General features: G+C 58.1%; 16 protein-coding genes. 9 read left to right on the top strand and 7 right to left on the bottom strand.

Features of this window, described 5'->3' with window-relative positions; all coding sequences use genetic code 11:
* Position 1 precedes the first annotated feature (1 nt).
* Positions 2-1,468, top strand: a complete 1,467-nt coding sequence (locus GV827_RS07135) for an ABC transporter permease (protein WP_204325763.1) — start codon at positions 2-4, stop codon at positions 1,466-1,468.
* A gap of 109 nt (positions 1,469-1,577) precedes the next feature.
* The gene (locus GV827_RS07130; protein WP_164353099.1) at positions 1,578-3,668 is read left to right on the top strand and encodes a dipeptide ABC transporter ATP-binding protein; all 2,091 of its coding nucleotides are present in this window, start codon (positions 1,578-1,580) and stop codon (positions 3,666-3,668) included.
* A gap of 178 nt (positions 3,669-3,846) precedes the next feature.
* On the opposite strand, the gene GV827_RS23850 is transcribed toward GV827_RS07130, so the two are convergent.
* Positions 3,847-3,972, bottom strand: a complete 126-nt coding sequence (locus GV827_RS23850; protein WP_268895723.1) for a hypothetical protein — start codon at positions 3,970-3,972, stop codon at positions 3,847-3,849.
* A 64-nt stretch (positions 3,973-4,036) separates the two neighbouring features.
* Complete coding sequence (locus tag GV827_RS07125; protein ID WP_164353218.1) at positions 4,037-4,633, bottom strand: lytic transglycosylase domain-containing protein; 597 nt, start codon at positions 4,631-4,633, stop codon at positions 4,037-4,039.
* A gap of 205 nt (positions 4,634-4,838) precedes the next feature.
* Here GV827_RS07125 and GV827_RS07120 point away from each other — a divergent pair, with 205 nt between their 5' ends.
* Positions 4,839-5,354 (top strand): single-stranded DNA-binding protein, encoded by a 516-nt coding sequence (locus GV827_RS07120; RefSeq protein WP_164353098.1) that lies wholly within the window; start codon positions 4,839-4,841, stop codon positions 5,352-5,354.
* On the top strand, positions 5,354-5,791 hold the full coding sequence (locus GV827_RS07115; protein ID WP_164353097.1) for a GNAT family N-acetyltransferase: 438 nt from the start codon (positions 5,354-5,356) through the stop codon (positions 5,789-5,791). The genes GV827_RS07120 and GV827_RS07115 overlap by 1 nt, the downstream gene beginning before the upstream one ends.
* Positions 5,792-5,854: 63 nt before the next feature.
* Here GV827_RS07115 and aroB read toward each other — a convergent pair whose 3' ends face one another.
* Together aroB and GV827_RS07105 are read right to left on the bottom strand one after the other, a co-directional pair.
* Entirely contained in the window at positions 5,855-6,967 is a 1,113-nt protein-coding gene (aroB, locus tag GV827_RS07110) for a 3-dehydroquinate synthase (RefSeq protein WP_164353096.1), read from the bottom strand.
* Positions 6,960-7,556 carry a shikimate kinase gene (locus tag GV827_RS07105; RefSeq protein WP_164353095.1) on the bottom strand — a complete coding sequence of 199 codons (597 nt, stop codon included), beginning with the start codon at positions 7,554-7,556 and terminating at the stop codon, positions 6,960-6,962. The genes aroB and GV827_RS07105 overlap by 8 nt, the downstream gene beginning before the upstream one ends.
* An 80-nt stretch (positions 7,557-7,636) precedes the next feature.
* On the opposite strand from GV827_RS07105, the gene GV827_RS23350 reads away from it, so the two are divergent.
* From GV827_RS23350 to GV827_RS07095, 3 genes are read left to right on the top strand one after another with little or no spacing between them, the layout of a single operon-like run.
* A complete protein-coding gene (locus GV827_RS23350; protein WP_204325762.1) occupies positions 7,637-7,786 on the top strand; it encodes a hypothetical protein in 150 nt (49 codons plus the stop codon).
* Positions 7,787-7,822: 36 nt separating this feature from the next.
* Positions 7,823-9,343 carry a hypothetical protein gene (locus GV827_RS07100; RefSeq protein WP_164353094.1) on the top strand — a complete coding sequence of 507 codons (1,521 nt, stop codon included), beginning with the start codon at positions 7,823-7,825 and terminating at the stop codon, positions 9,341-9,343.
* Positions 9,344-9,346: 3 nt separating this feature from the next.
* Complete coding sequence (locus GV827_RS07095) at positions 9,347-10,321, top strand: site-specific tyrosine recombinase XerD (RefSeq protein ID WP_164353093.1); 975 nt, start codon at positions 9,347-9,349, stop codon at positions 10,319-10,321.
* Here GV827_RS07095 and GV827_RS07090 read toward each other — a convergent pair.
* A complete protein-coding gene (locus GV827_RS07090) occupies positions 10,258-11,076 on the bottom strand; it encodes a metallophosphoesterase family protein (protein ID WP_164353092.1) in 819 nt (272 codons plus the stop codon). The two genes, GV827_RS07095 and GV827_RS07090, sit on opposite strands and share 64 nt — an antisense overlap.
* A gap of 87 nt (positions 11,077-11,163) precedes the next feature.
* On the opposite strand from GV827_RS07090, the gene GV827_RS07085 reads away from it, so the two are divergent.
* Positions 11,164-12,471 carry an HlyC/CorC family transporter gene (locus tag GV827_RS07085; protein ID WP_164353091.1) on the top strand — a complete coding sequence of 436 codons (1,308 nt, stop codon included), beginning with the start codon at positions 11,164-11,166 and terminating at the stop codon, positions 12,469-12,471.
* A gap of 92 nt (positions 12,472-12,563) precedes the next feature.
* Positions 12,564-13,550, top strand: coding sequence for a hypothetical protein (locus tag GV827_RS07080; protein WP_164353090.1), 987 nt, complete (start codon positions 12,564-12,566; stop codon positions 13,548-13,550).
* Positions 13,551-13,556: 6 nt separating this feature from the next.
* On the opposite strand, the gene GV827_RS07075 is transcribed toward GV827_RS07080, so the two are convergent.
* Together GV827_RS07075 and GV827_RS07070 are read right to left on the bottom strand one after the other, a co-directional pair.
* Positions 13,557-15,980: a GcvT family protein gene (locus tag GV827_RS07075; RefSeq protein ID WP_164353089.1), complete on the bottom strand. Its 2,424-nt coding sequence runs from the start codon at positions 15,978-15,980 to the stop codon at positions 13,557-13,559.
* 116 nt (positions 15,981-16,096) lie between these two features.
* A complete protein-coding gene (locus GV827_RS07070; protein WP_235930265.1) occupies positions 16,097-17,398 on the bottom strand; it encodes a DUF2254 domain-containing protein in 1,302 nt (433 codons plus the stop codon).
* Positions 17,399-17,441 lie beyond the last annotated feature (43 nt).

Genomic DNA, 17,441 nt, shown 5'->3' with positions numbered 1-17,441 from the left:
CATGGAACCTTTAACATGGACGGGCTCCCTTTCAGGGCTCAACTTCATCTTCCTGATCGTGCTGGGCCTGCTGGCGCTCTCGGTCGTTCTTTCCATCCTGGCCTCGCTCGTCCCGTCTTCGGGCGCGCGGGCGGTCAGTGCCGACGGCACATTGGCGGCAGACAAGGGGGCAGTCGGGTTTATCAATATGATCACCGGCTATCTGTTTTATGCCCTGATTGCGCTGATCCTTGTCTACCTCATCGCTGGTATCTTCATCGGCACCGGAGCGGGCATCTTTGGCGGCATGGCGCGGCAGTTTCTGCCCGTCTGGGTCGCGCTCATTATCACCTTCGTCGTGTCGATCACCTACAAACGCAAGCTGGGTCTCTACGGAAAGCTGTTTGACAGCACCGTGGGCATGATCGGGTTCGCCATTGTGATGTTCTGGGTATTTACCGGTGTCTTTGGCGGTGTCTTTGACTGGATCATCACTCACGACAGCCTGAGCCAGGTATCGGGTATGAAGAACAAGCTGCCCGGCACGCCGTTGCGCGGGGCCGAGGAAGGCGATTACCAGTGGTTTCTGCTGGGTGGTGACAACCTCGCGCGGGATGTGTTCAGCCGCCTGATCAAGGGATCTTGGGTGGTGGTGCAGATCGCGCCGATGGCAACGCTCTTTGCCTTCATGGTCGGGATCACGCTGGGCCTGCCGGCGGGCTATTACAGCGGTCGTCTGGATACGATCCTGAGCTTTCTGGCAAACCTCATCCTCGCCTTCCCGGTGATCTTGCTGTTCTACCTGCTGGTGACACCAGAGATCGTCCTGACGGGCATTCCCAACTACATGGCCGTGTTCCTGTTTATCTTTCCGATCATCTTCGTGGCGATCCTGCTGAACTCGCGTTACTATACGCAGCCCAGCCTGCGGACACCGCTGTTGATTGTGGTGCTCGGCGTTTTGGGATGGCTCTACCTGTCGCTCATCAGCTCAAACGGGGCGATCGTTGCAGCGGAGAACTACACCATCCCCGGCCTTCCAACGTTCCTTGATGGTTTCGACATCGACAGCGGTATATTGGTCGTGTTCGTTTCGGTGGTCTTTGTGAACTCGCCCACCGTCTTTCGTATCGTTCGGGGCCTCGCGCTGGATATCAAGACGCGCGATTATGTGGCGGCAGCCCAGACCCGTGGTGAAGGGCCATGGTACATCATGCTGTGGGAAATCCTGCCCAACGCACGTGGGCCGCTGATCGTCGATTTCTGCCTGCGGATCGGATATACGACCATTCTTTTGGGCACCTTGGGCTTCTTCGGCTTGGGTCTGGAATCGGAAAGCCCTGACTGGGGCAGCACGATCAACGCAGGACGGCGCTTGCTGTCTCTCTACCCCCATGCGGCGATTGCACCGGCGCTTGCCTTGCTGAGCCTTGTACTGGGCCTGAACCTGCTGGCGGATGGTCTCAGAGAGGAATCTCTTCGCGACTAACGGAGTGCCGTTCGGGGGGCTCTGCCCCCCGGACCCCCGAAGACAATTTTGGCCAATAAGAACGCCGACGTGGTGCGTATCTTAAGGCCGCTCCAGGAGGAGAAAAAACATGGCGAAACAGGATTACGATGGTCCCATTCTTGAGATCGACAAGCTCTCGATCTCTTTCTTTACGCGGTTGAGGGAGATCCCGGCGGTGATGGATTTCTCCGTTTCGGTCAAACCCGGAGAGGCCGTGGGCCTTGTGGGCGAATCTGGCTGCGGAAAATCTACCGTGGCGCTGGGCGTGATGCAGGATCTGGGCAAGAACGGCCGCATCGTTGGCGGGTCGATTAAGTTCAAGGGCCGCGACCTGAGCGAAATGTCGGACGAGGAATTGCGGGACATTCGCGGCTCGGAAATCGCCATGATCTATCAGGAACCCATGGCCTCGCTGAACCCTGCGATGAAGATCGGCAGACAGTTGATGGAAGTACCGATGATCCACGCTGGCATGAGCGAGAAGGAAGCTTATGACAGGGCATTGCAGGTGGTCACGGACGTGAAACTGCCGGACCCCAAGCGCATCCTGAACGCTTATCCCCACCAGCTCTCGGGCGGTCAGCAGCAGCGCATCGTCATCGCCATGGCGCTGATGTCCGAACCTTCGCTGCTGATCCTTGATGAGCCAACCACCGCGCTTGATGTGACTGTCGAGGCAGCGGTCGTTGAACTGGTCAAGGATCTGGGCAAGAAATACGGCACCTCGATGCTGTTCATCAGCCACAACCTTGGTCTGGTGCTTGAGACCTGCGACCGCATCTGCGTGATGTATTCCGGCGAGGCGGTGGAGCGGGGCTCTATCGAGGATGTCTTCGACGAGATGCAGCACCCCTACACGCAGGCGCTGTTCCGCTCGATCCCGCTGCCGGGCGCGGACAAGAACGCGCGCCCGCTGATCGCCATTCCGGGCAACTTCCCCCTGCCCCACGAGCGTCCGCCGGGCTGCAATTTCGGCCCACGCTGTGACTACTTTCAGGCTGGGCGTTGCGATCTGACCGATATCGTCATGTCGCCGGTCGCTGGCAATGACCGCCACCACACGCGCTGTTTGCGGTTTCAGGAGATCGACTGGAACGCGCCGCTGGAGCTGGCCGAGGTCAAAACCAAGGGCGAGATCGGCGATGTGGTCCTCAAGATCGACAAGCTCAAGAAATACTATCAGGTGGCGGCCAACGCGATGTTTGGCGGCGGCGATACGAAGGTCGTCAAGGCAAACGAAGAACTGACCTTCGAGGCGCGGGAATCCGAGACGCTGGCCATCGTAGGCGAATCCGGTTGCGGCAAATCAACTTTCGCCAAGGTGCTTATGGGGCTGGAGACGGCGACCGAAGGGCATATTCTGCTGGATAATCAAAATATTGGCGACGTCCCGATCGAGGAGCGCACAACCAAGAACGTGGCAGATGTGCAGATGGTCTTCCAAAACCCCTTTGACACGCTGAACCCGTCGATGACGGTAGGGCGGCAGATCATCCGGGCCCTCGAAATCTTCAAGATCGGCAAGAACGAGGCCGAGCGGAAAAAGCGGATGTTGGAACTGCTTGATCTGGTCAAACTTCCCAGAGAATTCGCCAACCGCATGCCACGACAGTTGTCGGGCGGACAAAAGCAGCGCGTGGGCATTGCGCGGGCGTTTGCCGGTGATGCGCGGATCGTGGTTGCGGATGAGCCTGTGTCGGCTTTGGATGTGTCGGTTCAGGCAGCGGTCACCGACCTGCTGATGGAGATTCAGCGCGAGCAGAAGACGACGCTGCTGTTCATCTCCCACGACCTGTCAATCGTGCGTTATCTCAGCGACCGGGTGATGGTGATGTATCTGGGCCATGTGGTGGAACTGGGCGATACCGATCAGGTCTTTTCCCCGCCCTATCACCCCTACACCGAGGCACTGCTGTCTGCCGTGCCCATCGCGGATACCTCCGTAAAGAAAAAGCATATTGTTCTGGAAGGCGATATTCCCTCTGCGATGAACCCGCCACCGGGCTGCCCATTCCAGACCCGGTGTCGGTGGAAGTCAGAGGTGCCGGGCGGGCTGTGCGAGAAAGAAGTGCCGCCAATGCGTACCATGGCGGACGGTCATCAGGTCAAATGCCACCTCTCGGACGAGAAGTTTGCCGAGATGGAGCCCGTGATCGAAGTGGGCGTGGCCGCAGAATAAACGCGCTAATAAAAGGCGCGATCCCCTAGGGCCGCGCCTTTTCTCTTGGAAACGGTATCCGATCAGTTGCTGATCGGCGCCTACGCTTCGTTGACGCTACGGATACGCTGGGCGACCTTCCTCATCAACCCATCGACCATTGGTTAGAAAAAGTCATCGAGTGACGGTGCACAGCATCTTAGCCTTCGGCGATATTGCTGTCGTCCATCACGGCAATGATTGTCACCTGACGGCAGATCAGCGGTCGCCATCTGACTGTCTGGTGAACATGGGGACTGGCTGTCTCTTTACACGGATCGGGCATCGGAAAGCAGGAATTCAGGCGATTGGCCAGCTACAAGCAAGCAGTCCACATAAATTTCAATTACTTACTGACCGCCGATGATCCGCACGTAATTGCGCGTCTCTTTATAGGGCGGGATGCCGCCGTGTTTCTTAACCGCGCCCGGACCCGCGTTATACGCGGCCAATGCAAGCTTCCACGTACCAAACGTCCGATACTGCTGTTTTAGATAACGTGCCCCGCCCTCAAGGTTCTGCTGGGGATCTGTAGGATCCACCCGCAACAGCCGCGCAGTGTCCGGCATCAGCTGTGCCAGGCCAACGGCCCCGGCGTGGGACACCGCGGCAGGGTTCCAGTTGCTTTCTTGTTGAACCAGACGCAGGAACAAGTCGACCGGCACGCCGTGGCGTGTTGCGGCTTGCTTGGCCATACCAAGGAATTGCCCTTTGTATTTGCCGCGGTACTTTGGCGTTTGCCATTTTGTCGGCGTTACAACACTGGGCGGCTTGAGACGTACAGAAGAGGAATATTGCTTGGAGGCGCGTGTATCGAGAAGTTTGGCCTGAGATGCGAAGATCGCCTTACGGTTCTTTGTTGAAAGAACATCTGCCGACGCGAAACTACCTGTGACACTTGCCAGCCCGATGGCCGCAAGGCCTGCCAGAACACCCGATCTCAGCATCTTTGTGACGCCCTCGCCCGTTTCTTTGCGCGATTTATAACAGAGTTTCGCCATTCTGCCAGTCTTTGATTGTTGTTGAACTGGCGACAATCCACGGGAAAGGCTTTGTTAACCATGGCGACCCCAAGATTGGCCAGATATAACACTGAAGACGAGAACGCGCGCGGATTCGATGCCGCGCTGCTGAGGATTAGACGGGGGATACATGGCTGGCTCAGTGAACAAAGTGATTTTGATCGGTAATCTGGGTCGGGACCCGGAAGTAAGATCGTTTCAGAACGGCGGTAAGGTGTGTAACCTGCGCATCGCGACCTCTGAGACATGGAAAGACCGTAATACGGGCGAACGTCGGGAAAAGACCGAATGGCACACCGTGGCAATCTTTAACGAAGGGTTGGTGCGGATTGCAGAACAATATCTGCGCAAAGGCTCCAAGGTCTATATTGAGGGGCAGCTGGAGACCCGCAAATGGCAGGATCAGTCCGGTCAGGATCGGTATTCAACAGAGGTCGTCTTGCGCAACTATGGCGGCACACTGACCATGCTTGACGGACGCGATGGCGGTGGCGGCGGTGGTGGAAACTACGGCGGCGGCTCATCAGGCGGCGACTATGGCGGCGGTGGCTATGACAGCGGATCCGGCGGTGGCGGCCATGACAGTGGCCCCTCTGGTGGCGGCGGCGGTTCCTCTCGCGATCTGGATGACGAAATTCCGTTCTAATGGCGTGCCCGGCTGATCTGCGCCTTCTGGCAGAGGCAGATGCAGCCGAAGCGCTTGTCCTTTACAACGAATTGACAGTAGGGCCGCCGGCGAATGATCCGGCGGCCTTTTCCGTCGTTTTGCATCACACCGGAACCCAGATTTTCGGAGCCTTCGTCAAAGACCAACTTGCCGCGATGGTGACGCTCCATTTATTACCGAACGTAGTCTGGGATGCGCGGCCATATGGTCTGATCGAAAACGTGGTCACCCGGCGCAGTTTTCAAAGGCGTGGATATGGGCGTTTGGTCATGGAAGCCGCGATTGACGCGGCGTGGCAGGCCAATGCCTACAAGATCATGCTAATGACCGGTCAGGGACGTGGAGCGATGGGTTTTTACGAGGCGCTGGGGTTCTCTTCGAAGGACAAGTTCGCGTTTGTGATGCGCCGCCCATAAGGGCCATTTGTCTATCCAAGAAGCCTCTGCATGGCCCCTGTTGCATGCAGGTTTCACCGGTGTCTAACGGTCCCGGAGCGCATCCTGCAAAATGCCCAGCACCGTGTTCCGAGGCACATCCGAGGTGACGAACGCCTGCCCGATCCCACGGGCCAGAATAAAGCGCAATTGCCCATCCACCACCTTCTTGTCCTGCCCCATCAGGTCCAGCAACGCTTCAGCTGATGGCAGATCACCTTCAATATCTGCCAGATCAGTTTTCATCCCCATCGCACGCAAATGCGCGCGCACGCGGCTCGGCTCTTCCTGCGCACAAAGGCCCAGTCGTGCAGACAATTCGAATGCCAGCGCGCAACCGATGGCCACGCCTTCGCCGTGAAGCAAACGGTCGGTGTACCCTGTCGCCGTCTCGAGCGCGTGACAGAATGTGTGCCCAAGGTTCAGCAAGACCCGGTCGCCCTGCTCTGTCTCATCACGCATCACGATCTCGGCTTTCATCTGGACCGAACGGCGCACGGCAGCAATTCGTGCGTCCATATCACCTGCCGCCAATGCGGGACCCTGTGCCTCAAGCCATTCAAAGAATGCGGCATCGCCGAGCAGCCCGTATTTGACGACCTCTCCGTACCCGGCAAGAAAATCACGTGCCGTCAGCGTGCCCAGCACCGCCGTATCGGCCAGCACCAGCGATGGCTGATGAAATGCACCGATCAGGTTTTTGCCCTGCCGTGCATTGATCCCGGTCTTTCCCCCGACAGAGCTGTCTACCTGCGCCAGCAGTGATGTCGGTATCTGCACAAAGCGGACGCCACGCCGCAGGATCGCGGCGGCAAAGCCCACCAGATCACCGATCACGCCACCGCCAAAAGCGACCACGACATCGCGACGCTCTACCTGCTGATCCAGCAGCCAGTCTACGCAATGCTCTACCTGCGCCCAACTCTTGGTGGCTTCACCCGGTGGCAGGCTTAGCGATGTCATGGAAATGCCAGCGCCATCCAACCCCGCGCGCAAGGCGTCCAGATGCAAACCACCGACAGTCTCATCCGTTATCACACTGACCCGGGGGCGCGAGAGAAGCGGCGCGATGTGCGCGCCTGCCGTTGCGAGCAAATCAGGCCCAATCAATACGTCATAGGCCCGTCCGGGCAGATCGACATGTACTTTTTCAATCATCACTGCGCTCCAGCACATCATCACGGGTGACAAGAGTGTCGATCACGCGATCGGCCATGGCGTCAATTGTCAGACCCGGATCACACGCAACCGAGAGATCGGCCTGCCGGTAAAGCGGCACACGGTCATTGTATATCGCAGTGAGCGTCGCCTTTGGATCCGCTGTACGCAACAACGGCCGCGTATCCTTGTGCTTGACCCTGCTCCACAGCAAATCCAGATCCGCATTCAGCCAGATAGATACGCCCTTTTCAGAGATGAGCTTGCGGTTTGCTTCAGCCAGAAAAGCACCGCCTCCGGTCGACAGAATGCCATGTGTCGTGGTCAGTAGCCGTGCGATCACTTCGCTTTCACGCTTGCGAAAGAAAGCTTCGCCGTCGCGCTCAAAAATTTCCGGTACACTGAGGTTCGCAGCCGCTTCGATCTCGGCATCGCTGTCCAGAAACGGCACGCCCAGCTTTGCGGCCACGGCCCGACCTACGGCGGTTTTGCCCGCGCCCATCATGCCCACCATAACCACCGTCTTTTTCAGACGATACGGCAGAACTGACGTCTGGTCATCGGCCATGGTTTGCTCAAATTCCCTCATTTTTGTCTGAATGACGTGATCTTACTCAAAAGGCCATATATAGATTGCACATAGAGCGCGCAAAAAAACAGGCAGAACTCATGGGTAGACTTTTCAAGCTGCTGATATTCCTCATTGTTGTGGGATCAATCGCGCTTGTGGCTTATGCCTATATCGGCCCGTTTTTCGGGGCGGAATTTGCCCCCGATCAGGTGGAGACTCGCGTACCCGTGACACTGGGGACCGACTGAATGGCGTCCAGAGCCGCGAGAAGCTGGACTCGTAGAATGATTGCAGCGCTTGCCGTTACCTGCTTGTGCCCACCCGCTTTCGCGCAAACGCAGGCACCGCTTTCCGTGATCGACTGGTTAGGAACGCAGTCAAATACGGCGCTGTCGCAGCCACCAGTGGCATCAAGACCGAATGAGCCGCCCGTTGCCAAAACCGCGCTTGCACCCGATGTCAGCGTGCAAAATCTTGAAGAGGGCAGCCCGAGAGAGATTGGCCTCGTACCGACACGCATCACTGGCTTGCCGACAGGCATTTGGGCAGGCAGTGAACTGGCGACCCTGACCCGCCTCATCACCGCTTTGCCAGACCCCACGCTGCCTGCAGCGCAATCGCTGCTTTATACAATTTTGCTGGCCGAGGAGGCAGCACCAGGTGGCAAGGCATCCGCCGGGGAAGCGCTGTCACTGGCGCGGGTAGAAAAGCTTGTGGCGCTGGGGGCTCTGGACCCTGCCCAGTCGCTGATTGAACAAGCAGGTGTCACCACATCGTCCGCGCATTTCGATTTGTGGATGCAGATCAGTCTGCTGACCGGAACCGAGGACCGCGCCTGTGCGGTGCTGACCGCTGCGCCCCATCTGACGACAGATTATGGTAGTCGCATCTTTTGTGATGCACGCGCGCGCAAATGGGATGACGCGGCGCTGACCTTTGGTTCGGCACAGGCGCTGGGCCTCATGCCACCTGCAAAGCTGGCCCTGATCGCGCGGTTCCTTGATCCTGAGGCGTTTGAGGCGGAGGCCGCGCTGACCGCACCGCGCGAAATGGATCCGCTTAGTTTCAGGTTGTTTGAAACCATCGGAGAGCCGATCCCAACCGGCAACCTGCCCCGCGCCTATGCGGTGGCAGACTTGCGGGATCTCTCAGGGTGGAAAGCTCAGATCGAGGCTGCCGAACGGTTGACCCGCGCAGGTGCCCTGCCCGACAATCGGCTTTTGGGACTGTACACAGATCGCAAGCCGGCTGCGTCGGGGGGCGTTTGGGACCGCGTCGCCGCATTGCAGCGCTTTGAAACCGCTCTGGGAACTGGCAGTACCGACGCCGTCACGAAAACGCTGCCTGCGGTTTGGACCGCAATGGCTGGCGCGGGATTGGAAGTGCCGTTTGCCTCTCTCTTTGCCGATGCGATTTCGCCGCTTTCTCTTGAAGGCCGCGCAGGTCAGATTGCACTGGACGTTCAACTGCTCTCGGCCGGATATGAGAGCGCAGCCGCCCGCGTAGAGGCGGACAGCCTGCCTGCGAGAATTGCCTTGGGCGGCGTGCCCCGGAACCGCCCGAATGATGTGACTGCGGCCGCGATCTATGATGCCTTCGACACGGCCATGCCCCGCTCAGATCTTGTTGCAATGGTAAAGCAGGATCGACTGGGCGAAGCGATGCTTCATGTTCTTTCTTTGCTTCACAGGGGAACTCAGGGCAATGCGCGTGCCCTGACGGATGCCTTGGCGACACTACGCGCTCTTGGGCTTGAAAACACGGCCCGCCGCGCCGCAATTCAGTCCTTGTTGCTGGAGCGATAAGAAATGCAGACAGAGACCTTCCACTGGATTTCCAGCTTTCTTGAGGCACAGGCGGCGGAACTGGGTGCTGCGACCAATACACAGCTTGCCTACGGGCGAGACCTTAAGGACTTTGATGCCTATCTGTCACGACAAAAGCAGAACTTCGTTTCCGCCAAACGATCAGATGTTGAATCGTATTTAGTCCATTGCGACGCTCAAGGGCTGGCCAGATCCACCCGCGCCCGGCGGCTTTCAGCAATCAAACAGCTTTATCGTTTTGCCTTCGAAGAAGGTCTGCGTGAAGACAACCCCGCAATACAGATTTCCGGCCCCGGTCAGGACAAGCGCCTGCCGAAAATCCTCAGCGAGGAAGAGGTGGACCGTTTGCTGGAGGCAGCACGCGCATCGGGCCGCAATCAGTCGGACCAGCTGCGCAACACCTGCCTGATGGAACTGCTTTACGCTACCGGCATGCGGGTGAGCGAACTGGTAAGCCTCCCAATTGCCGCCACGCGGGGGGACCCGCGCCTGTTGCTGATCATGGGTAAGGGCGGCAAAGAACGTATGGTGCCGCTGTCTCCGCCTGCTCGTGAGGCATTGAGCGCATGGCTTGTCGTCCGGGACCGGCAGGATGAAGAAGCCCGAATAAAACGCAAGCCGATCTCACGTTTCCTTTTTCCATCACGCGGCGCGTCAGGTTTTCTGACCCGGCACCGTTTCTATCTTCTGATCAAGGAATTCGCCGTCAGTGCGGGGGTTGAGCCATCGAAAGTCACGCCGCATACGCTGCGCCATGCCTTTGCTACCCACCTGTTGGCCAACGGGGCAGATCTGCGGGCCATTCAGACAATGCTAGGCCATGCCGATGTCGCAACGACCGAGATTTATACCCATGTGCTGGAAGAGCGGTTGTCAGAGCTGGTCTTGGAGCGTCATCCGCTGGCCAAGGACGGCAGCCGCAAATCAGATGGCAAGACATCCTCAGACGGCCAATAGCCGCTTAGCAACCCGCGCCTGTATCCTTCGGGCAATCCTGCTTGGGCCATATCCCTAGCCGCCCCCTCCGCGTCATAGCTGAGCCGCACAAACCGTACCTCGCCCCCGTCCAGCACCGCATAGCGGGTCTGTTGGCGACCATCATGCGGCGGCATACCAATGACACCCGCGTTGATCCATTGGCCGTAAGCTGTGGTCTTTTGAAACGGAATGCCACAATGACCGGCGATGATGTGGTCAACCTGACCGATCCTCTCTTTGAGAGCGGCCCATTCCTGCGCAAAAGCCGCAGGATCAGTGCTGGACCAGATGAACCGCGCCACTTCCGTCGCGCCGCCATGGATCACAGCATAGCGCGCGCCCTGATACGTAAAGCTCAGCACATCGGGAAGAGCTGCCATCCAATCCTTGTCATCTTGCGCAAGCGCTCGGCTGGCAAAGCTATACCAACCTACGCTCAAAAGATCGCAGGCCGAGCCTTCCTCAAAACCGCACCCGCAGTCTGTCGCACCCTGCCCCAGCTGAATTTCGCAATTGCCAGCGACGACAGGGCACCCCAAGGAACGGATTTTCGCCACCGTTTCAACTGGTGCACCGCAGTAAGCAACTACGTCTCCGGTACAGATCATCTGCTTGGCAGGGATACCTCGTGTGGCTGCAACACCGATCAGTGCATCAAGCGCCTGAGCATTCGAATATGGCCCGCCAAAAAGCAAAACCGGTCCATTCAGGATCCCAAGATCACGATGCTGCATGGAACACTCCTCGTCCTTGCCCTTGAACGCCGGGGCCTGCGCCCCCATAACCCATAACAGTATCTTATCACATGGACATGGTCATCAATGGAAACCGCCCCCGCGCTGATTGACAGCGCTTTCTGGTTCAGCGCAGGCATCATCCTTTTTCTGCTGATCCTCTCCGGCTTCTTCTCCGGCTCAGAAACCGCCCTGACGGCTGCATCGCGCGGCAAACTGCGTGCGCAGGCTGACAAGGGATCGCGCGGCGCCGAACGGGCGCTCAGGATCACCGAAGATAACGAACGCCTGATCGGCTCAGTCCTGTTGGGCAACAACCTTGTAAATATCCTCGCAGCCTCCCTTGCGACCGCGCTGTTTACGCGGCTGTTCGGCGAAAGCGGTGTGGCGTTGGCAACCTTGGTCATGACGCTGCTGGTGCTGGTGTTCGCGGAGGTCCTGCCCAAGACTTATGCCATAACGAATTCCGAACGGGCTGCCGCCCTTGTGTCTCGGCCCATCGGGCTTGTGGTTTTGGTATTTGCCCCGGTCGTATCTGCGGTACGCCTGTTTGTGCGCGGCATTTTGCGGCTGTTGGGTGTGACAGTAGACCCCGACAGCAACATCCTTGCCGTGCGCGAGGAAATCGCAGGCGCGCTGCAACTGGGCCATTCCGAAGGCGTGGTCGAAAAAGAAGACCGTGACCGTATTCTCGGCGCATTGGATTTGAGAGAGCGGGTTGTCGAAGAAATCATGCTTCACCGCTCCGGGATCGAGATGATCGACGCAGACAGCGATCCGTCCGATATCCTCGACCAGTGTCTACAATCCAATCACACCCGCCTGCCGGTCTTTCGCGACGACCCAGAAAACATCATCGGCGTCATCCACGCAAAGGACCTGCTGCGCGCGATGTACAAGCTGATTGGCGGACCAGAGGGCGATGCTTCGGCGCTGAAGAAGTTTGACGTGTCTTCTGTGGCAATGAAGCCGTATTTCGTGCCGGAAACGTCCACCCTTGACGAACAGATGCGCCAGTTTCTGCGCCGTCGAACGCATTTTGCGCTGGTGGTGGACGAATATGGCTCCCTTCAGGGATTGATCACCCTTGAAGACATCCTTGAGGAAATCGTGGGCGAGATTACGGATGAATTTGACCCCGACGCGGATCACCCCTTGTTGCCGGGAGAAGACGGAAATTATTACGTCGATGGTGCCATGACGATCCGCGACCTTAATCGCGCGACTGACTGGTCATTGCCCGATGATGAGGCAAATACCCTGGCAGGCCTCGTCATCCATGAGGCCCAGATGATTCCAACACCGGGTCAGGTCTTTAGTTTTCATGGTTTCAGGTTTGAAGTGACCGCGCGGGACGGCAACCGGATCACCCAGCTCAAGATCAGACCTCTCTAGGGTCATCCGGTCCGATTAAGCCCACCGAAACGTTTGCGGCCCTAAATTTGCGAAAGGCCCGATGGCGGGCCGCTGCGGAGACCGGCCCCGACATGCGTGTGATTCACTGTTTCATTCGCGTCCTCACGCTTTACCTGACCATGTCCGGTCCGGCACTTGCCGGATGTTCGGCCTTGATGCACAGCATTGAACTTGCAGAACAAAATTTTTCGATGGGCAAGGCGCATAGCGCGGCTTCACTCCGCGAATTGAATCAGACAATCCATGAAATCAACAACGACGATGTGCTTTTGGTGCTCAGGGGCACCGGACAAGCCTCTGCCTTTGGCGACCTGCGAAACTTTCTGACTCAATTGAAGTTCATCAGCGAAGCTGCAAACAGGGACACCTTTCAGTTCAGCCCCAGAATGCAACAAGACTTGGGGCGCGCGCGGGAGATCGTGGATACAGCATGTGACCACCGCGCCGGGACGTCCGTTCAAAGCGGGAGCGTAGCGACCGATCATCACAGAGGCTATCAATCGCCCCGCGATCACTCTCTTGGCCTCGGATCGCAGAGGAAACCCATGCTGTCCCCGGCGCAGCAGGCGTTTCTTGAGGAAAGTTTCAACCTCAATCTGCTTGCCCGCTTGATTGCCGGTGTGGTCCTTGCCGTAGCTTTGGTGCTGTTTGTGCACTACAGTCTTGTGCTGGTTCAGGTCCTGCGACGCAATCGGCGTATCTGCCAGGTGCCTGCAGAATTCATCTGCATGATGAATGCGGTCCCCGGCAATGTCACAGTCCTTGGGCGACACGGTTGCGTCTTCCTGCCTGCGTCACCTGACGATGCGCAAACCATTGAGGGCGTTACCACGGGGACCTATTGCACGCTTCATATTCAGGACACCGCAATGACTGCCAAGCTGCTGTGCGATGTGTCAACCGACTGCAGGATCCTTTTTACCGAACCGATCAGCAAGCAGTTGATGAAAACACTCCTGATTCACTCCGAGAAGCCGGTGCGATACGACTTTTCGGTCATGAAAGGCCGATCCAGAACTTTAAGAAAATTCGGGATCGGAAGCATGCCACCCGCGTGACCCGGCTTAGGCCCGCAGGCGTTCGCCTTTTGGATCGAACGGCGGCTCAGACAGGATTACCGCCCGGTGCGGCCTGCCCAGAACCATCACCTCGACCTCATCCCCTGCCTGCGCATGCGTCACGAACCCCAGCGCCAGCGACTGGCCAACCGAATAGCCATAGGCCCCGGAGGTGACCCGTCCTATTCCCTTGCCATCCTTGAAGATCGGCTCGCCCCCCGTCGCATCCGCATGCGATGCGTCCGTCTGGGCAGCGTCCAGTGCAAGCAGAACCAAATGCTCGCGGGCGGGCTTGGCAAGTGTCTCTGCCACAGCAGGTTTATTGAGGAAGTCCTTGTCCATCTTGCAAAGTCGGTCCAGCCCCACTTCTTGCGGCCAATACTCAGGAGAATATTCCCGGCTCCATGAGCCATACCCCTTTTCAACCCTCAGCGACATCAGTGCACGTGACCCGACCGGCCCTGCACCGACCTCCGTCCCGGCCGCAATGAGCGCCGCGAAAAGACGCGCCTGATCCTGCGTGTCACAGTGCAGTTCCCACCCCAGATCACCTGTGAAACTGACCCGCAGCGCGAGGCAGCGCACACCTGCAAGTTCGATCCACTTTGAGTGCATGAAGGGGAAATCCTCGGTTGCAAGCGAGGTATTCGTCATGCGCTGCAACATCTCGCGCGACTTGGGACCGGCAACGTTAAACCCGCACATGGCCTCAGTATAACTGCCAAACGTCGTGCTATCAGGCAGCGGCAGGGCACGGAAGAACCGTTGTTGATAGCGCTCTGCCATGCCTGAGCCGATGATCCAGAACTCATCCTCGGCCAACCGCGTCACGGTGAAATCTCCGGCGATGCCACCGCGCACCCCGATCAGCGGTGTCAAACAGGACCGGCCAACGGTCTTGGGCATGTTGTTGGCAAAAAGACTGTTGAGCCACGTCTCTGCCCCCGGTCCTTTGCAGCGGTATTTCGCAAAGTTCGAGATGTCGATGATGCCCGCATGGTCACGCAGCATGCGACATTCGGTGCCCACCTGATCCCACCAGCCTTGCCGGGTAAATCCTTCGGTCTCATCCACCGAACCAACCGGGTAGCCATAGTAAAGCGGATGCTCCCAACCGTAGTTCAGGCCAAAGACTGCACCCAGATCGCGCTGGGCCTCATAAGCCGGCCGCTTGCGCATGGGCCGTCCAGCCTGGCGTTCTTCATTTGGAAAATGGATCTTGAAGCGATTGGCGTATTGGTCGCCCACACGCGCCTTGGTGAAAGCGGCATCGGCCCAATCGCCAAAGCGCGCGACATCCCACGCGAACATGTCATATCGGCTTTCGCCGGTCACGATCCAATCGGCGGCCAGAAGCCCCATGCCGCCCGACTGCGAGAACCCTGGAATGATCCCGTTACAACAGAAATAGTTACGCAGTTCCGGCACCGGCCCAAACAGCACGTTGCTGTCCGGAGACCAGATCATCGGTCCGTTGATTACGCGCTTGATACCGGCTTCACCGACCGCGGGAACGCGTGCGATGGCACGCATCATGTTGTCTTCGATCCGTTCCAGATCGTCGGCAAACAATTCATGGCCAAAGCCCTGCGGCGTGCCCTCCTCGGCCCAGAAGCGCAGGTCTTTTTCATAGGCACCGACAAGCAGGCCCTTGCCCTCTTGCCGCAGGTAGTATTCGCCGTCCCGGTCCGCCACCGACGGCAGGCGGCGGTCCATCCCGGCGATCTCTGCAATCGTCTCGGTGACAAAGTACTGATGTTCGGTCGGCTGCAAGGGTAGTTTGATGCCGGCCAGTGCGGCCACCTCCCGACCCCAAAGACCGGCAGCATTGACGATCCAATGCGTGGCAATATCGCCCTTTTCAGTCCGCACGATCCATGTACCGTCGGCTTGTTGCTCTGTCCCCGTCACCGGACAGAATCTGATGATCTCGGCCCCGTTCTGCCGCGCACCTACAGCATAGGCATTGGTGACGCCTGACGGATCGACGTTGCCACCGTTCTCTTCGAACATGATGCAGCGAATGCCATCATAGTCGACAAGTGGATGCAGCGCTTCCGCCTCGGCACGGCTCACTTCGCGAAACGGCAGCCCATAATACTTCGCCTTGGCCGCTTGCAGACGCAACTGGTGCTCGCGGGCCTCTGTTTGGGCCAGATACAGAGAACCGGGTTGAAACACACCGCAGCTTTGACCCGTCTCAGCCTCCAGCGCATTGTATAGGTCCATGGTATAGTTCTGGATGCGGGTGATGTTGTTGTTGTCGTGCAGCCCGTGAATGTTTGCCGCCGCATGCCAAGTTGACCCGGACGTTAGCTCATCCCGCTCCAGCAGCACGACATCGGTCCAGCCCAGCTTGGTCAGGTGATAAAGGATGGAGCAGCCGATAACGCCGCCTCCGATGACGACGGCCTGAGCATGGGTGCGCATGTGGGTGTCCTAATGTGGGTTCGCGTTTTACCGCAATCTGAACCCACCGGCATTAGCAAGAATGCCCATTCACGACATGCCTCGTCGCCGTTGGTCAAGTTTGGCAACGATCCCTTTCAGGCGCCTGCGCCTGCAACCTCGCGGCCCACAGCGTTCTGTACATCATCCCGCGCCGAGGACAGCACCCGTTTGCGATCAGGTTCAAAGTCGATGGCATGCAGACTGCGGCGCAGGTAGTTCTCGGCCGCCTCTCGCGCCGCCTTGCCGAGCCCGTCATCAGGGTGACGCATCAGCCCGGACATGATGACCTGCAACCGCTGCTGCACCTCGACGACTTCCCGGCCGTCCCGCGCGAGCGCGCCAAAGCCGTCATCAATCAGATCGCGTGGGTCGAGCGGACGAACGTATATGTGTTCCAGTTTGGTGTCGCGGTCGCGTGCCACCTCGTCTGAATAGTTGGACAGAATGCGACCGATCCGGGTGATAACATCAATCGCGGTGCCGGGGTCATTCACACCGGGTGACAAAGCCTTGGAAGCGACCTCGCCCATGACCACAAGACCGAAACGGGGGTCCTGATCAAAAGTACGCAGGTCGCCCAACACGATGCATTCCTGAAGCTCGCTTGCGAAACCCTCTAAATCGCCGTCGCATTGATCGCTTTGGTCAAAACCGCCAACCATAAGCAGGGGTTCATTCAAAAAGACGAACTGTCCGATGTTCTTGGTCAGATACAGCTTCACTCCCCGTTTCTCAGCCATGCTATTCAGCGCTTCTGGATAGATATGCTGAATATAGCCGCTTTCTTTCGCACAGATGGCCTGTGCGTCCGAGGGCACATCATCTATCAGCGGATTGGCCCCAAGACAGGGATTTTCCAACCGATCCTTGAATTGAGCGCGGGTCACGTCCTCAATCTGGCGGGTGGTGTCGATCAGACTGCCAAAGGTCTGCAGATGCAACACCCAGCGGATCAGGTAGACAACAATCACCACCAGCACGATGACCGTCATCCCAAAAAGCACAAGCGCGCGGTCGTGGACGTATATCCCCAACTCGCGCATGATGATAGCGACCAGCGCATAGACATAGGCCCCGATGAACACCGCAAGTGTGTTCTGGGTTGTGCGGTCCTGTATGATTAGCCGATGCACTCGCGGTGTCCATTGGGTCGAGGACGAGCGGTAGACAGTGACCATAACCGTGATCGAAAAAATCGTGACCGAAAGCATTGCGTTGGCGATGATCTGCAACAAACGATCCGCAGCGCTGCCTGTAAGGTTCGTTGCGATATCTTTTGGCACCAGCGGTTCGATCAATTGGGTCAGTGCCAGCGCGACGAAAGCCAACAGCCCCATGATAACAACACGCACCCAAAGCTTCCGGGTATATTCACGCGCTTTGCGGATAAGGGTCATGGGTGCGAAGCGGCTGATGTCCATGCGGAAATACATAGCTTAA

The organism is Sulfitobacter sediminilitoris (genome assembly GCF_010667575.1).
Classification (GTDB): Bacteria; Pseudomonadota; Alphaproteobacteria; order Rhodobacterales; family Rhodobacteraceae; genus Sulfitobacter; species Sulfitobacter sediminilitoris.
This window is presented reverse-complemented; position numbering and strand designations above follow the sequence as displayed.

Bases quoted from the DNA above. Each gene is read 5' to 3' on its own strand.
- GV827_RS07135 (WP_204325763.1), top strand. From the start codon at position 2: ATGGAACCTTTAACATGGACGGGCTCCCTTTCAGGGCTCAACTTCATC.
- GV827_RS07130 (WP_164353099.1), top strand. From the start codon at position 1,578: ATGGCGAAACAGGATTACGATGGTCCCATTCTTGAGATCGACAAGCTC.
- GV827_RS23850 (WP_268895723.1), bottom strand. From the start codon at position 3,972: ATGCCCGATCCGTGTAAAGAGACAGCCAGTCCCCATGTTCACCAGACA.
- GV827_RS07125 (WP_164353218.1), bottom strand. From the start codon at position 4,633: ATGCTGAGATCGGGTGTTCTGGCAGGCCTTGCGGCCATCGGGCTGGCA.
- GV827_RS07120 (WP_164353098.1), top strand. From the start codon at position 4,839: ATGGCTGGCTCAGTGAACAAAGTGATTTTGATCGGTAATCTGGGTCGG.
- GV827_RS07115 (WP_164353097.1), top strand. From the start codon at position 5,354: ATGGCGTGCCCGGCTGATCTGCGCCTTCTGGCAGAGGCAGATGCAGCC.
- aroB (WP_164353096.1), bottom strand. From the start codon at position 6,967: ATGATTGAAAAAGTACATGTCGATCTGCCCGGACGGGCCTATGACGTA.
- GV827_RS07105 (WP_164353095.1), bottom strand. From the start codon at position 7,556: ATGAGGGAATTTGAGCAAACCATGGCCGATGACCAGACGTCAGTTCTG.
- GV827_RS23350 (WP_204325762.1), top strand. From the start codon at position 7,637: ATGGGTAGACTTTTCAAGCTGCTGATATTCCTCATTGTTGTGGGATCA.
- GV827_RS07100 (WP_164353094.1), top strand. From the start codon at position 7,823: ATGATTGCAGCGCTTGCCGTTACCTGCTTGTGCCCACCCGCTTTCGCG.
- GV827_RS07095 (WP_164353093.1), top strand. From the start codon at position 9,347: ATGCAGACAGAGACCTTCCACTGGATTTCCAGCTTTCTTGAGGCACAG.
- GV827_RS07090 (WP_164353092.1), bottom strand. From the start codon at position 11,076: ATGCAGCATCGTGATCTTGGGATCCTGAATGGACCGGTTTTGCTTTTT.
- GV827_RS07085 (WP_164353091.1), top strand. From the start codon at position 11,164: ATGGAAACCGCCCCCGCGCTGATTGACAGCGCTTTCTGGTTCAGCGCA.
- GV827_RS07080 (WP_164353090.1), top strand. From the start codon at position 12,564: ATGCGTGTGATTCACTGTTTCATTCGCGTCCTCACGCTTTACCTGACC.
- GV827_RS07075 (WP_164353089.1), bottom strand. From the start codon at position 15,980: ATGCGCACCCATGCTCAGGCCGTCGTCATCGGAGGCGGCGTTATCGGC.
- GV827_RS07070 (WP_235930265.1), bottom strand. From the start codon at position 17,398: ATGACCCTTATCCGCAAAGCGCGTGAATATACCCGGAAGCTTTGGGTG.